Below are 14,526 nucleotides of genomic sequence, written 5' to 3' on the forward strand. Positions count from 1 at the left end.
TGACCTGGCGAAAGGTCCGATCACCCACGTACCGTGTGATCATCCGCACCCCCTCTTCACCAAGGTGGTCATCGATGGCCCTGTTCGACCTTCCGCTCGACGAACTGCGCGAGTACCACAGCGATTCCGTGGCCCCCGAGGACTTCGACGCGTTCTGGTCCAAGACGCTCCAGGAGGCCCGCGAGCACGATCTGGACGCCCGCTTCGAGCCGGTGGACACGGGTCTGTCCACGGTGACGGTGTACGACGTGACGTTCGCCGGGTTCGGCGGCCACCCGGTCAAGGGCTGGCTGACGCTTCCGGCGGCGGCCGAGGAACCGCTGCCGCTGGTCGTGGAGTTCGTCGGGTACGGCGGCGGGCGCGGGCTGCCGCACGAGCATCTGCTGTGGGCGTCCTCGGGCCGGGCGCACTTCGTGATGGACACCCGCGGCCAGGGCAGCGCCTGGGGCGGTGGCGGCGGTACGGCGGACCCGGTGGGCGGGGCTCCCGCGTATCCCGGCTTCATGACGCGCGGGATCGACGCGCCCGAGAACTACTACTACCGGCGGGTGTTCACGGACGGGGTGCGGGCCGTGGAGGCGGCCCGTTCGCACCCGCTGGCCGACGCCTCGCGGACGGTGGTGCTGGGTTCCAGCCAGGGCGGCGGTATCTCGATCGCGGTGGGCGGACTGGTGCCGGACCTGACGGCGGTCGCCCCGGACGTACCGTTCCTGTGCGACTTCCCGCGCGCGACGACCCTGACGGACCGTCACCCGTACCGGGAGATCGCCCTGTTCCTCAAGACGCACCGCGGCCGCACCGAGGACGTGATGCGCACCCTCTCCTACTTCGACGGCGTCCATTTCGCCGCCCGCGGCCGGGCCCCGGCCCTGTTCTCGGCCGCCCTGGAGGACCAGACCTGCCCGCCCTCGACCGTGTTCGCCGCCTTCAACGCCTGGGCCCACGAGGACAAGGCGATCGAGGTCTACGAGTTCAACGACCACGAGGGCGGCGGCCCGTACCACGACGCGGCGAAGCTGCGCTGGGTGCGGTCGCACATCTGACGTCACGTCACGATCCGCGGGCCGGTTTCAGCCGAACCGGCCCGCCGCCCTTCCCTAGTGGTTTAGACCAATGCTAGATCTGGTGGCGCAATGAGTCGGCACGACTACGGCACGTCATCAACAGGAGGGCGCGGCATGGCCCGCACCACCCCGCACGACCACCCCTTCACCGAGGGTCAGCCCCTGTACTGGCGCATCGCGACCCAGCTGCTCGGCGAGCTGCGCGACGGCACCATTCCGCCCGGCGAACGGCTGCCGGGCGAACGGCACTTGGCGCGGCACTTCGGGGTCAGCAGAGAGACCGTACGGCAGGCGCTGGAGGTACTGCGGTGCGACGGTCTCGTCGCCACCGACCGGCGCGGCAGCCACGCCACGCTGCCGGGCCTCCCGGTGGAGAACCCGGCGGCACTCACCTTCCCGGTCGGCGCCCGTACGGCCGATCCGGGTGCCGTCGACCGGACCAGGGTCACCTGGGAGACGCCCCCGCCGGGCCACGCCGAGGCGCTGGGGCTCGCCCCGCACCGGCCGACCCTGGTGCACCGCTACGAGTCCGCCGGCGCCGACGGCGAGGGCCGCCGGACGGCCGTGACGTCGTTCTCCGCCGTGGCGCTGGCCGAGGTCGAGCAGCTCCGCCGCTACCGGGAACGCGCCGACGGCTCGACCTCGGCCCAACTCCGGCGCGCCTACGACTGGATGCGCAAGGCGGGCCTGGCCCTGCACCACCGCGACTCCATCACCCCGCTCGCGGGCGCCCCCTCGGTCCGGGTCACCCGACGCGTTCACGACCAGTACGACCGCCCGCTGGAGATCACCGACCTGGTGGTGGACGCCCGACAGGACGCGCTGGTCTACGAGTTCACGCTGCCGGCGGCCGTCTGAGCCCCGGGCCGCCGGGCGACCACCATCCGCACCCGGGGGCTGCCGTCACGGCGCTGCCCGAACTCGGGCAGCGCCGTCAACTCCACGTCCAGCCCAGCCCGTTCCAGCTCGCGGCGCACCTCGCCGAGCCGGAAGGCCCGGTAGTACATGACGAACGGCGGGCGCCAGACGGCGTTGCGGACCCGCATCACCGCGTCGAAGCCCAGCAGCATCCAGTACTCCGGGGACCCGGGCCGGGGCGGGGCGACCACGGGGAACACGAACGCCCCGCCGGGGCGCAGCACCGAGCGCACCTGGGCGAACAGGTTCGGCAGTTCGCGCGGCAGGAAGTGCCCGAACGCCCCGAAGCTCACCACCAGGTCGAAGGCGGGGGCGAAGGGCAGGGCGCGGGCGTCGGCACGGACGTAGGAGACCCCGCCGTCGCGCTCGCGCGCGACCTCGAGCATGCCCGCGCTGAAGTCGACCCCCACGACCGGCCCCTCGCACACGCGCGTGAGCACGTCCATCCCGGCGCCCGTGCCGCAGCACAGATCGAGCCCGGCACCGAAGGGGCCCATGAGCTCCAGTGCCGCGGCGACGGCGTCGAGCACGGAGTCCGGGGTGCGGAAGGGGGTGTGGTCGAACTTCGGGGCGAGCAGGTCGTAGCCGCGCTCGACGGAGGACAGGGCCTGGACGGCGAGTTCGCGCAAGGAGGGGCCCTCGGGGTCGAACATCCGCGTCACCCCAGCGGGGCGCGCTGCTCGACGACGGTGAGGACGCGCGCGCACCAGGCCACGTTCTCCCGCTCATAGGCGATCCCGGCCACCAGGGTGAGATACGGGCCGACCCGGTCGGTCTCGCGCAGGTACTCCTCCTCGGCCCGTCCGGCCAGGAGCCGGTCCCGGACCCGCTCGTAGCGGGCGAGCTTGCCGTGCGCCCAGGACATCCGCTCCTCGACGAGCGCGCGGGTCGCCGCGGGATCCGACTCGTCCATGGCCTGGATCTTGATGAGCAGTTCGTCGCGCATCGCGGCGGGCCTGCGGACCGGTTCGGCGGCGAAGGACCGCAAGTCGTCGCGTCCGGCCTCGGTGAGTGTGAACATCCGCTTGTTCGGCCGGCGTTCCTGCTGCACCAGCCGGGCCTGGACGAGGCCGTCCTGCGCCAGCCGCTCCAGCTCCCGGTAGAGCTGTTGCGGGGTCGCGGCCCAGAAGTTCGCGAGGGACACGTCGAACAGTTTGGACAGCTCGTACCCGGACGCCTCCCCCTCCAGGAGGGCGGCCAGGACGGCGTACTTCAGCGACATGTGGACACGCTAGCAGGAGGTGACTAATCTCTTCCGCACCTACTCAACAAATTGACTATGGAGGCTGCGATGCGGGCGTTCCGCGAGGCGATCGAGAAGGGGGACCTCGACGCCGCCGAGGCCCTGCTGGCGGAGGACGTCGTCTTCACCAGCCCGGTGGTGTTCAAGCCGTATCCCGGAAAGCCGATCACGGCGGCGATCCTGCGCGGGGTGGCACGGGTCTTCGAGGACTTCCGCTACGTCCGGGAGATCAATGACACCGATGGCCGCGATCACGCCCTGGTGTTCACCGCGCGCGTCGGCGACCGCGAGATCCAGGGCTGCGACTTCATCCACGTCGACGAGGACGGCCTGATCGACGACTTCACGGTCATGGTCCGCCCGCTCTCCGCCGCGCAGGCACTCCAGGCCGCCATGGGCGCGCAGTTCGACCGGATCGCGGCGGAGGCACAGGCGCGTTCCGTGTGACGGGCCCCCTTCCGCGCCCGTTCGCGGTTGGATGTCCTCATGAGCGCCGACGAGCACACCCGGCTGATGCGGGCCAACCAGGCGAACTGGGACGCCCGCACCCCCGTCCACCTCGCCAGCCGCTTCTACGGCCTCGACCAGGACCTCGACCCCGAGCGCTGGTTCGCCCCCTTCGAGTGGACGGACCTGGGCGACCTGGCCGGCCGTGACGTGCTCCATCTCCAGTGCCATCTCGGCACCGAGACGATCGCCCTCGCCCGGCGCGGGGCCCGGGCGGTCGGCCTCGACTTCTCCGCCGCCTCCGTCGCCGCCGCACGCGACCTCGCCGGGAAGACGGGCGCGGACATCACCTACGTGGAAGCGAACGTGTACGACGCCGTGGAGGCGCTCGGGCGGGAGCGCTTCGACGTCGTCTACACCGGCAAGGGCGCGCTGTGCTACCTGCCGGACCTGCCGCGCTGGGCGGGCGTGGTCGCCGAACTCCTGCGCCCCGGCGGCCTGTTGTACATCGTGGAGTTCCATCCGCTGCTCAACTCCCTGGGCCCGAAGCCCGCGCCCGGGGAAGGGCCCGAGCTGCTGCTCCGGCACGACTACCTGGGCGGCGGCGGTCCCGTGCACCGGGACGCGACCCACACCTACACGGACGGCCCGGCCGTCGAGGGCGCCACCGACAGCTTCGAGTGGATGCACGGAATAGGAGAGGTCGTCACCGCGTTGGACGAGGCGGGACTGACCGTCCGGCGGCTCCGCGAGAGCGATGAGCTGCCCTGGCAGCGCTGGCCGCGGATGGTCCCCACGCCGTCCGGCTGGTGGCGGCTGCCCGAGCCGCGCATCCCCCTGCTGTACGGACTCCTCGCCACACGCTGATACGGCGTGGTACCGTCCCGTTAGCACTTGTGTACGCCCCGTCCGGGGCGCCGGTGCCAGTTCTCCTCAGTCAGCCGGTTTCCGCACCGGCTTTCTCACCACCTCATGACCCGCGGTTCCGCTGTGTCCGAGGTGTTGTTCCCGCCGCCCGAAGGCGCTCTGTCCGCCTCATTCTCTTCCGCGGCTCCCTCCCCTTCGCATGTCTCATGCCGTACGTCCGTGAAAGGACCCCCTCTCATGACCACCACACTCGAACCCCCCGTACAGAAGTCCGCCCCGCAGACCGTCACCGGTGTGCTCGACGTCGATGCGAGCGGGAAGGGGCACCTGCGCGCCGACACCCTGCTGCCCACCTCCTCCGACCTCCAGGTCTCCGCCGCCCTGATCCGCCGCCACGGCCTGCGCAAGGGCGACCGCGTCGAAGGCGTACGAGGCGCCCAGCGGACCCTCTCCGACATCGCCCGCGTCAACGGCCGGGCACCGGAGAAGAACCGCCGCCGGTTCGGCGACCTGACGCCGGTTCACCCGAGCGAGCGGATCCGCCTGGAACACCCGGGCGCCGGGCTCGCCGGGCGCGTGGCCGATCTGATCGCGCCGGTCGGCAAGGGCCAGCGCGGGCTGATCGTGGCCCCTCCCAAGACCGGAAAGACCGTACTTCTCCAGCAGATCGCCGCCGCGGTGGCCGGCAATCACCCCGAGTGCCGCCTGATGGTGGTGCTCCTCGACGAACGCCCCGAGGAGGTCACCGAGATGCGGCGCTCGGTGCGCGGCGAGGTGTACGCCTCGACCTTCGACCGGGCGCCCAAGCAGCACATCGCGCTCGCCGAGCTCGTCATCGAGCGGGCCAAGCGGCTGGTCGAGGCGGGCGAGGACGTCGTGATCCTGCTCGACTCGCTGACCCGGCTGTGCCGGGCCCACAACAACGCGGCCGCCGCCGGGGGCCGCACCCTCAGCGGCGGTGTCGACGCCACCGCGCTCATCGGCCCGAAGCGCTTCTTCGGCGCCGCCCGGGCGACCGAGGAGGGCGGCTCGCTCACCATCCTCGCCACCGCCCTGGTGGAGACCGGCTCCCGCGCCGACGACTTCTTCTTCGAGGAGCTGAAGAGCACCGGCAACATGGAGCTCCGCCTCGACCGCGAACTGGCCTCCCGCCGCGTCTTCCCGGCCGTCGACATCACCCCCTCCGGCACCCGCCGCGAGGAACTCCTCCTGACCCCGGCCGAGTTGACGACCGCCCGCGGCCTGCGCCGCGTCCTCCAGGCCAAGGACGGCCTGGAGACCCTGCTGGAACGGATGCGCCAGACGCCGGACAACGCGACGTTCCTGCGGCGCGTCCAGCCGACACTGCCCGCGGATCCCGGCTGACGTGCGGCATCCGGGTGCTCGCGGGCGACGCTCCGTCAGGGCAGCGCGGTGTGTCGGCGAGGCCTTTCTACGTTGATCATATGAAGATCGGATTCTCTTCCCGGGTGACCGTCTCGGCCTGTGTGCTGTGCGTGGCGGGCCTGTTGGGGCTCGCGCCCGCCGCGGTCGCCGACCGGGGCGGCGCGGAGCCCGTCGAGCATCAACGGGCGCGGACGATGCCGCAGCCCTCCCTGCTGCATCGCTCCGGCACGCAGGTACGGCCACGGGCGGGGGCGCCCCGGCTGCCGCGGGTCTCCGCGCTGTCCTGGGTCGTCGCCGACGCCGGGACCGGCGAGGTGCTCGCCGCGCACGACGCGCACCGCAGACTGCCGCCCGCCAGCACCCTCAAGACCCTGTTCGCGCTGACCGTGCTGCCCGTCCTGCCCGGCGGGATCCGGCACACGGTCGACGAGGAGGAGCTGTCGGACATCGGGCCGGGCAGCAGCCTGGTCGGGGTCGCCGAGGGCCGCACGTACCAGGTGTCCGATCTGTGGCACGGAGTCTTCCTCAACTCGGGCAACGACGCCGTGCACGTCCTCGCCCGCCTCAACGGCGGCTGGCGGGCCACCGCCGCGCGGATGCAGGCCAGGGCCCGCGCGCTCGGCGCCCTCGACACCCGGGTGCTGTCACCGGACGGCTACGACACCCCGGGCCAGGTGTCCTCGGCGTACGACCTCGCCGTGTTCGGCCGGGCCGGGCTGCGCAACAAGGACTTCGCACGGTACTGCGCCACCGTCGAGGCCAGATTCCCGGGCCGCGGCGGCTGGTCGTACCCCATCCGCAACACCAACCGCCTGCTGACCGGCGCCGACGGAGTGAAGCCCTACCCCGGCCTGATCGGCGTCAAGAACGGCTACACCAGCAACGCCGGGCACACCCTCGTCTCCGCCGCCCGCCAGGGCGGCCGCACGCTCGTCGTCACGGTGATGAACCCGCAGTACGGCGGCGGCCGCGCCGTCTACGAGGAGGCTCGGGAGCTGCTGGACTGGGGATTCGCCGCCGCCGACCGGGTCGACCCGGTGGGCTCGCTGGACGCGCTGCGAGCCAAGCCGCGCCCAGGCCCGGAGCCGGCGTCCACCTCGGCCGCCGCGCCGACGCCGGCCGCCGAGGGACCGGGCTGGGCCGAGGCCGGTATGGTCGCGGGCGCCGCCGGGCTCGGCGCGGGTGCCGTCGCGGTGACGCTCCGCCCCAGAAGGAGCCGTACGGCGGGAAGTTGACGTCCGGCGGGGATCTGGCCCACCGGCAGCCACAGCAGCAGACCGAGCGTGATCCAGACGTAGGTGTTGGAGCCGAGGAACCCGTCGATGCCGGAGGAGTCGTCGAACCACAGCCACACCACGCTCGTGCACAGCACCGCGTACAGGGCTCCCGCGACGCGCGGGTGCCCGGCGCGGATCAGCACCGCGAAGGCGGGCAGCAGCCACACCAGGTGGTGCACCCAGGTGATCGGGCTGATCAGACAGGCGGTCAGGCCGGTCAGGGCGAAGGCCGCGATCCACTCCCCCGCGGCGACCGCCCGGCCCGCCCGCCACGCCCACACGCACAGCACCAGCAGCACGGCGACCGCCCACAGCGGGCGGTCCGTCTCACCGAGCCGGGCCAGGACGCCTTGCAGGGACTGGTTCGAGACGTAGTCCAGGCGGCCGATCCGGGTCGTGTCCCACAGGGCCTGCGTCCAGTAGAACCGGGAGGCGCCCGGGGTCACCCAGGCCGCGAAGGCGGTGGCGCCGAGGGCCACGGCCGTCGCGACACCCGCGGCCCGCCAGCGGCGGGAGAGCAGGAGCAGCCCGATGAAGATGGCGGGCGTGAGCTTGATCGCGGCGGCGAGGCCGATCCCGAACCCCGCCCAGCGTTCCCGGCCGGTGGCCAGCAGCCACGCGTCCGTCAGCACCAGCGCCAGCAGCAGGACGTTCACCTGGCCGAAGCTGAAGGTGTCGCGCAACGGCTCGAACAGCGCCAGCGCACAGGCTCCGAGGGCGACGCCGAACCAGCCGTGGCGCCGCCAGTCCCGTCCGGCGAGGATGCGCAGCACCACCGCCAGCGCGGCGAGATTGAGCAGCAGGGCGACGGCGATGGCGGCGGGCAGGCCCAGCAGGGCCATGGGCAGCATCGCGACGGCGGCGAACGGCGGGTAGGTGAAGCCGTACGTCGTACCGGGCACCAGGTAGTCGTAGATACGGCCGCCGTGGTGGACCCAGGTGTCCACGGTGCCGTGGTAGACGCGCAGGTCGAACCAGTCGCGCAGCAGCGGCACGGTCGCGGTGAACGCGGTCACGGCGGCGGCGAGGACGAGCACCAGCAGCAGCCGGCCGCGGTCGGTCGAGGGCAGTCTCATGCGGTACGCCCCCAGGCCGGCGCGAGTTCCGCCTGGTGGGCCTGCCACAGCACGACCACGGCCAGCACCCCGCCGGAGACCGCGAGCACCAGCTGACCGGCGTCCGCCGGGCCACCGCTGGGCAGCGTGGCCAGCGCCAGTACGCCCGTCACGGCCGCCACCCGGTGCCGTATCGAGGCGCTGGGCGCCGCGGCGGCGATGAGGAACAGCCCCCACAGGGCGTACCAGGGGCGGATCGCCGGGCCGAAGGCGGCCACGGCGGCGAGGCTGAGGCCGAGCGCGTACACCGGGCGCAGCCTGAGCCGTAGCCATATGACGGCGATGGCCGCCACGGCGATGACAATGCCGAACGCGTGCCAGGCGGGTACGGCGAGCGGCGCCAGGTCGCTGCCGAGCCCCTCCAGCAGCGCGCGGGTGGCGCGGCCGAGGAGGCTGGTGAGCGCCCAGTTCTGCGGGGAGACCGGGGTGTTGAGGGCGCCGATCCAGCCGTATCCGGTTCCGGCGACGGTGGTCGCGGCGACCGTCGTGGCGGCGGCCGCGGCGGTGGTCGTCAGGACGGCCTTGGCCGGACGGTGGCCCGCCCGGACCTGGAGCACGACCACCGCGGCCAGGCCGAGCACGGCGGGTGCCTTGACCAGGGCTGCCAGGGTGACGAGTACGGCGCCCAGCACCGGCCGGCGGCCCAGCGCGGCGACCAGCCCGAGGCCGAGCAGGCCGAGCATGACAGCGTCGTTGTGGGCGCCCGCGACCAGGTGCAGCAGGACGAGCGGGTTCAGGGCGCCCAGCCACAGCGCGGCGGCCGGGTCGGCGCCGCTGTGCCGGGCCAGCCGGGGCAGCGCGGCCGCCATCAGGGCGACCCCGAGCAGGGCGACCACACGCATCCCGAAGAGGCCGGCGGGCAGTTCACCGCTGGTGAGCGCGGACAGCGCGGAGGCCAGGGCGAGGAAGACCGGCCCGTACGGCGCTCCGGTGTGCTGCCAGAGCGGGGCGACCTCCTCCGCGAGCGGGCCGCCGAGGTGGGCGGGGCCGTGGGCGTAGACGTCCATGTGGGCGTCCACCATGGCGCCTTGCGCGAGGTAGCTGTAGACGTCCCGGCTGAACAGCGGCGGTGCGAGCAGCAGCGGGACCGCCCACACGGCGAGCGTGACCAGCAGGGCGCGCGGTGCCGGCGGCTCGTCACCGAGCAGCAGGCGGCCGAGGAGCGCCCACGCCGCTATCAGCAGGACGACGCCGAAGTACACGCCGATCAGCCCGAGGGCGGCCTCGGCGGAGGACGGAGCGAGGAGGTCCCGGACGGGGAGCGCTCCTGCGGTTCCGCCGCCTGCCGCGAGAACGGCGGTACCGGCAAGGCCGAGCACCTGGCAGCGGCGGAGATCGACGGGAAAAGCCATGGCCAACACTCGGTCAGCGTGTCAACTCCGGGTGGCCGGAAATCGACGCGGGGACCTCCGGAGGGAAGCCTGAGTGTGTCGGGTGCGTGGCTGATGCAGGGCTGTTGTTCGCATCGCCGCCGACCGGCGCCCAGGCGGGCCGCTTGACCTGGTCTCGCCGCACGATCGCCGCCGCGGGGATACCGTCTCGGTGCCGCTCAGATGAAGCGGGAGCTGGGGACCGGTCCGGAGGACGGCAGGTGGGCGCGGTCGCCCTGGAGCCAGGTGTCGCGTACGGCTGTGACGAACTCCGTCAGTCGCTCGTCCGGGTCCGCGGGGGTCTCGCCGTCGCCGTCGTCCGGGGCGGGGTCGGCGGCGACGATGTCCGCGGCGATCTCCGCCTCGGGGCGGCCGTCCGGCGCCGAGCGCTCGACTCCGCCGTCCTCCGACTGGCGCAGCACGCCCTCCCAGGGCGCCGTCGCCGACTGGTGGAGCAGCGTGACGCTGTCGGGGGTCACGGCCGGGGCGTCGGTCCAGCAGCCCGCGTGCTCGTGCAGGACCTGCCCGGACGTACGCGCGAAGAGCCGGCCGACGAGTTCGGGGGCCACGTCGTTCAGGTCGTACGCCACGACCACGGTGTCCGTCCGGTCGGGCTCGAAGTCCACCGCGGGGAGTCCGAGCACCTCGGCCGCGGCCAGCCCGAGGATGCGGCTGTTCCGGTCGGGCAGGAGGGAGACGGAGGTCGGCCGGACCGCTGCCGCCTCGAGCACCGCCTTCAGGCGCACCAGTCCGCGCAGGCACTGGTCGTAGGTGTCCTGCAGCCACGCGTACCGCCCGTTCATGCCCGCGCCGAAGCCGTACGGGGACAGGGTGCCGAGGACGGTGCCGCCCAGGACGTACTGCCACCCGCGCAGATCGGTGCGGTCCAGCGGACCGGCCGCACGCGCCGCCCGCTCCAGCATGCGGTTCTGGCGGGCCCGCGCGGGTTCCCACTGCGGGTCCTCCGGCTCGGCCAGCAGGGCGTGCTGGCGACGGGCCAGTTCGAGGTCGCCGGCCATGAGGGCGTTGTGGACGAGCAGATACCGGTCGGGCCAGTCGGCCAGTTCGCTCTCGTGCGCGGCCAGCACCTCCACGGCCTCGCCGTGCCGCTCCTCGCGCTCGTACGCGGAGACCAGTTCACGCAGCGCGGCCGTGGATCCCGGCACCAGCCGCAGCGCCTCCCGCAGCGCGGGGACCGCCAGATGGGCGACTCCTCGCTCCACGCACGCGTACCCGAAGTCGTAGAGCTCCTGCGGCCTGTCGGGACGGGCGGCGAGGGCGTCGGCGGCACTCTTCAGGTCGTCGAAACCGGCGGCCTCGGCGGCCCGGGCGACGACGAGCGCCACTTCCGCGAGCGGCAGGTCGTCGGTACCGGACCGCAACTGCCGCAGCGCGCCGGGTATGTCCCCGGAATCCAGGGATTCCCAGGCCTTGAGAAGTGCGGGGGATTTGGGGCGGCGAGGCTTGCGCGAGAACATGCGGCGATCCTCTCCCGCGGCCGAGCCCGCGATCAACCGCATTTGACGGCTGCTCAGACGCCGTCTCGCGCCCGGTGTTTCGCCCGGGGATCGGTGAGTGTTTCCAGGACGCGTCGGCCAGATGGCCTACTTCCGGTATTGCACCACGGAAAAACACTACATATGTCCATATGCTCACCCTGCGTCATCGGAGAGAACCCCCACTCGCCGAGCCGTTTGGCCATTTCGCTTTCTCAATCCGGGAGAAACAGATGCGCGTTGCCGTCACCGGTGGCGGTGGTTTCCTTGGGTCTCACCTGTGCGAAGCGCTCTTGCGGCGCGGAGACTCGGTCGTGTGCCTCGACAATTTCTCGACAGGCGATCCCGAGAACATCACACATCTGCTGTCCGACCCCAACTTCGAGTTCCACCACGCCGACGTCAGCGTGTCCGTGGAGATCCACGGCCGCGTCGACGCCGTCGCCCACCTGGCGTCCCCCGCCTCCCCGCCGGACTATCTGCGCCAGCCGCTGGAGACCCTCGCCGTCGGCAGCCGGGGCACCGAGAACGCCCTGCGCCTGGCCCGGCGCCACAACTGCCGCTTCATCCTCGCGTCGACCAGCGAGATCTACGGCGATCCGCTGATCCACCCGCAGCAGGAGGACTACTGGGGCAACGTCAACTCCATCGGGCCCCGCAGCGTCTACGACGAGGCGAAACGCTACGCGGAAGCGGTGTCCGCCGCATACCGCCGCACCCACGGCGTCAACGTGGGCATCGCCCGGATCTTCAACACCTACGGACCGCGGATGCGACCGCACGACGGCCGTGTGGTGTCCAGTTTCATCACCCAGGCGCTGACCGGTGAACCGCTCACCATCTACGGTGACGGCACGCAGACCCGCAGCTTCTGCTACGTCGACGACCTCGTCCGCGGTCTCGTCGCGCTCCTGGACTCGTCGGAGCTGGGACCCTTCAACCTCGGCAACCCGGTCGAGCGCACGGTCTCCGAACTCGCCCAGATCGTGCGGGAGATGACGGGATCCTCCTCTCCGGTGAAATACCACCCGCTGCCCGTCGACGACCCCGTCCGCCGCCGCCCGGTGATCACCCGGGCCCGGGAGACGCTGGGCTGGCAGCCGGAGATCGACATCACCGAGGGCCTGCGCCGGACCGTCGCCTACTTCCGCGCCCGCCCGGACCGGCTCGGCGCCTCGGCCGCCGCGATCCGCGGCGGCCAGGACGAGACGGTCCCGCTGACCACCGCGGCGATCCCCGTGGGCACCGCCCAGACGATCCCCGGCCCGGCGACCGCCGCCACCGGCCTGCCGGCCGGCGCCGTGTCCGCACCCCCCTCCGTTGCCGACAACTGACGCGCACCGGGCCGCGCGGGTGCACCCGACCCGACGCGGCCCGCTGCCTCCCTCCCCGTCCCCGACACGCAACGGCCCGCTGTCGCGCCGCCCGGAGAACTCGCTGTCATGACGTCGTTGGAGCAGGGTCCCGTCCGAGGGACCCGTACTGTCCCGAGTCCCCCGCATCCCACACCCGCTCCCGGCACCCCTGCGGAGTGGGCCGAGCTGGGCGAACAGATCCGCTACCTGTCCGGCGGCGCCGTGGCGTCCATCAGCCCGGAGGGCCCACGCCTCGCGAGACCGACGCGCGGGCACAACGTCCGCCCCTCAAGCCACGTGCGGGCGTTCTCGCGCCTCGACCGCCTGCTCGTCGTGTTCCTGTCCCTCGGCTGGAGCGCCTGCTTCGTCTGGTTCTGGGTCTGGTGGCTCCAGCCCTCCCACCGCATCGGCTGGCCGGGCCTCGTCATCAACAGCGCGCTGCTGCTGTACCTGACCTACCTGCCGATGCACTTCCTCGTGGCGCTGCTCCGGATCCGGCGCGTCAATCCGGCCGTCGAGGTGCCGGCGCTGCGCACCGCGTTCGTGGTCACCCGTGCTCCGTCGGAGGGCTGGGACATCGCCCGCACCACCCTGGAGGCGATGCTCGGCCAGAACTTCCCGTACGTCTACGACGTCTGGCTGTGCGACGAGGACCCGTCCGAGGAGATCCTCCAGTGGTGCGGGGCCCACGGCGTACAGGTCTCCTGCCGCCGCGGCCGCGCCGACTACCACCGCGCCGAGTGGCCGCGCCGCACCCGGTGCAAGGAGGGCAACCTCGCCTTCTTCTACGACCACTGGGGCTACGCCCACTACGACGTGGTCGCCCAGCTCGACTGCGATCACGTTCCCGGCCCCGGGTACCTCGCCGAGGTCGTCCGTCCCTTCGCCGATCCGGGCATCGGCTACGTCGCGGCTCCCAGCATCTGCGACTCCAACGCCGACGAGTCCTGGGCCGCCCGCGGCCGGCTGCACCGCGAGGCGATGTTCCACGGACCGGTGCAACTGGGCCACTCCGCCGGGCTCGCCCCCGTCTGCATCGGCTCGCACTACGCCGTACGCACTCAGGCGCTGCGGGACATCGGTGGCCTCGGCCCGGAGCTGGCGGAGGACTTCTCCACCACGTTCCTGCTCAACTCGGCGGGCTGGCAGGGGGCCTTCGCGATCGACGCCGAAGCGCACGGCGAGGGTCCGCTCACCTTCGGCGCGATGATCACGCAGGAGTTCCAGTGGTCCCGCAGTCTCGCCGTCATGCTGCTCGGGATGCTGCCGCGCCACCTCGGCCGGATGCCGCTGAAGCTGCGCCTGCGCTTCGGCGCCGCGCTGATGTACTACCCGCTGCTGGCCGTGGCGACCATCATGGGCATCCTCCTGCCGCCGATCGCCGCCGTCACGGGTGCTCCCTGGATCAACGTCAACTACCTGGAGTTCCTCGGGCACTTCTGGAGCATGTCCGTCTGGCTGATCCTGCTGACCCTGCTGTGCCGCCGCCGCGGTCTGCTGCGTCCCAAGGACGCGCCGATCTTCAGCTGGGAGATCTGGCTCTTCGGGCTCTCCCGCTGGCCCTACGTCGCCTGGGGCGTGCTGGCCGCCGTCGTGCAGAAGCTGCGCCCCCGCCAGATCACCTTCAAGGTCACCCCGAAGAAGCGGGACGGACTGGAGCCGCTGCCGCTGCGCACGATCGCTCCGTACCTGCTGATCACGCTCTTCCTGTCGGGCTCCGCCCTCGTCGGCCAGTTCACCGGCCCCGCCGTCGGCTACGTCTTCCTGTGCCTCCTCGGTGCCGCCTCCTACGCCGCCACCACGCTCGCGATCGGCGCCCTGCACGTCAGGGAGACCAGGCGCGCGACGGGCGCCTCGTTCTTCCGTGCCCTCGGCACAGCCGCCCTTCCGCTCGGCGCGGGCCTGGTGTCCCTGCTTCCCCTGGCCCTGGCGGCCTTCGTCTTCCCCACCTATCTCACCGGCTTCATCGCCTGGTGACGGCCTCCTCG

Annotated in this window: 12 protein-coding genes and 1 pseudogene; 8 read left to right on the plus strand and 5 right to left on the minus strand. The window is 72.4% G+C overall.

The genetic code is table 11. The annotated features are described in order from the left end of the window. Positions 1-74: 74 nt before the first annotated feature. The gene (locus AC068Z_RS18845) at positions 75-1,043 is read left to right on the plus strand and encodes an acetylxylan esterase (RefSeq protein ID WP_478556588.1); all 969 of its coding nucleotides are present in this window, start codon (positions 75-77) and stop codon (positions 1,041-1,043) included. Between the two features lie 135 nt (positions 1,044-1,178). Continuing rightward, the gene (locus AC068Z_RS18850; RefSeq protein ID WP_478556590.1) at positions 1,179-1,922 is read left to right on the plus strand and encodes a GntR family transcriptional regulator; all 744 of its coding nucleotides are present in this window, start codon (positions 1,179-1,181) and stop codon (positions 1,920-1,922) included. Here AC068Z_RS18850 and AC068Z_RS18855 read toward each other — a convergent pair. Beyond that, positions 1,892-2,635, minus strand: coding sequence for a class I SAM-dependent methyltransferase (locus AC068Z_RS18855; protein WP_478556592.1), 744 nt, complete (start codon positions 2,633-2,635; stop codon positions 1,892-1,894). The genes AC068Z_RS18850 and AC068Z_RS18855 overlap by 31 nt on opposite strands. Positions 2,636-2,640: 5 nt before the next feature. Next, positions 2,641-3,204, minus strand: a complete 564-nt coding sequence (locus AC068Z_RS18860) for a PadR family transcriptional regulator (RefSeq protein WP_478556594.1) — start codon at positions 3,202-3,204, stop codon at positions 2,641-2,643. Positions 3,205-3,273: 69 nt separating this feature from the next. Between AC068Z_RS18860 and AC068Z_RS18865 the strand changes: the two genes are divergently transcribed. The 4 genes and pseudogenes from AC068Z_RS18865 to AC068Z_RS18880 all read left to right on the plus strand — a co-directional run. Next, on the plus strand, positions 3,274-3,672 hold the full coding sequence (locus tag AC068Z_RS18865) for a nuclear transport factor 2 family protein (RefSeq protein ID WP_478556596.1): 399 nt from the start codon (positions 3,274-3,276) through the stop codon (positions 3,670-3,672). Between the two features lie 39 nt (positions 3,673-3,711). After that, positions 3,712-4,539, plus strand: a complete 828-nt coding sequence (locus AC068Z_RS18870; RefSeq protein ID WP_478556598.1) for a class I SAM-dependent methyltransferase — start codon at positions 3,712-3,714, stop codon at positions 4,537-4,539. 237 nt (positions 4,540-4,776) lie between these two features. Next, entirely contained in the window at positions 4,777-5,904 is a 1,128-nt protein-coding gene (rho, locus tag AC068Z_RS18875) for a transcription termination factor Rho (RefSeq protein WP_478556600.1), read from the plus strand. Positions 5,905-6,119: 215 nt separating this feature from the next. Beyond that, positions 6,120-6,815: pseudogene (locus tag AC068Z_RS18880) on the plus strand (D-alanyl-D-alanine carboxypeptidase family protein); the annotation flags it as partial. 86 nt (positions 6,816-6,901) lie between these two features. Here the strand turns inward: AC068Z_RS18880 and AC068Z_RS18885 are convergent. The 3 genes from AC068Z_RS18885 to AC068Z_RS18895 form a co-directional block, all read right to left on the minus strand. Further along, positions 6,902-8,278: a glycosyltransferase 87 family protein gene (locus AC068Z_RS18885; protein WP_478556602.1), complete on the minus strand. Its 1,377-nt coding sequence runs from the start codon at positions 8,276-8,278 to the stop codon at positions 6,902-6,904. Then, positions 8,275-9,669: a polyprenol phosphomannose-dependent alpha 1,6 mannosyltransferase MptB gene (mptB, locus tag AC068Z_RS18890; protein WP_478556604.1), complete on the minus strand. Its 1,395-nt coding sequence runs from the start codon at positions 9,667-9,669 to the stop codon at positions 8,275-8,277. The genes AC068Z_RS18885 and mptB overlap by 4 nt, the downstream gene beginning before the upstream one ends. Before the next feature lie 197 nt (positions 9,670-9,866). Beyond that, positions 9,867-11,165, minus strand: coding sequence for a tetratricopeptide repeat protein (locus AC068Z_RS18895; RefSeq protein ID WP_478556606.1), 1,299 nt, complete (start codon positions 11,163-11,165; stop codon positions 9,867-9,869). Positions 11,166-11,416: 251 nt separating this feature from the next. Here AC068Z_RS18895 and AC068Z_RS18900 point away from each other — a divergent pair, with 251 nt between their 5' ends. Beyond that, positions 11,417-12,517, plus strand: coding sequence for a UDP-glucuronic acid decarboxylase family protein (locus tag AC068Z_RS18900; protein ID WP_478556608.1), 1,101 nt, complete (start codon positions 11,417-11,419; stop codon positions 12,515-12,517). 108 nt (positions 12,518-12,625) lie between these two features. Further along, positions 12,626-14,515 carry a glycosyltransferase family 2 protein gene (locus AC068Z_RS18905; protein ID WP_478556610.1) on the plus strand — a complete coding sequence of 630 codons (1,890 nt, stop codon included), beginning with the start codon at positions 12,626-12,628 and terminating at the stop codon, positions 14,513-14,515. The last annotated feature ends 11 nt before the right edge of the window (positions 14,516-14,526 follow it).

This window comes from Streptomyces sp. NPDC043726, assembly GCF_056436565.1.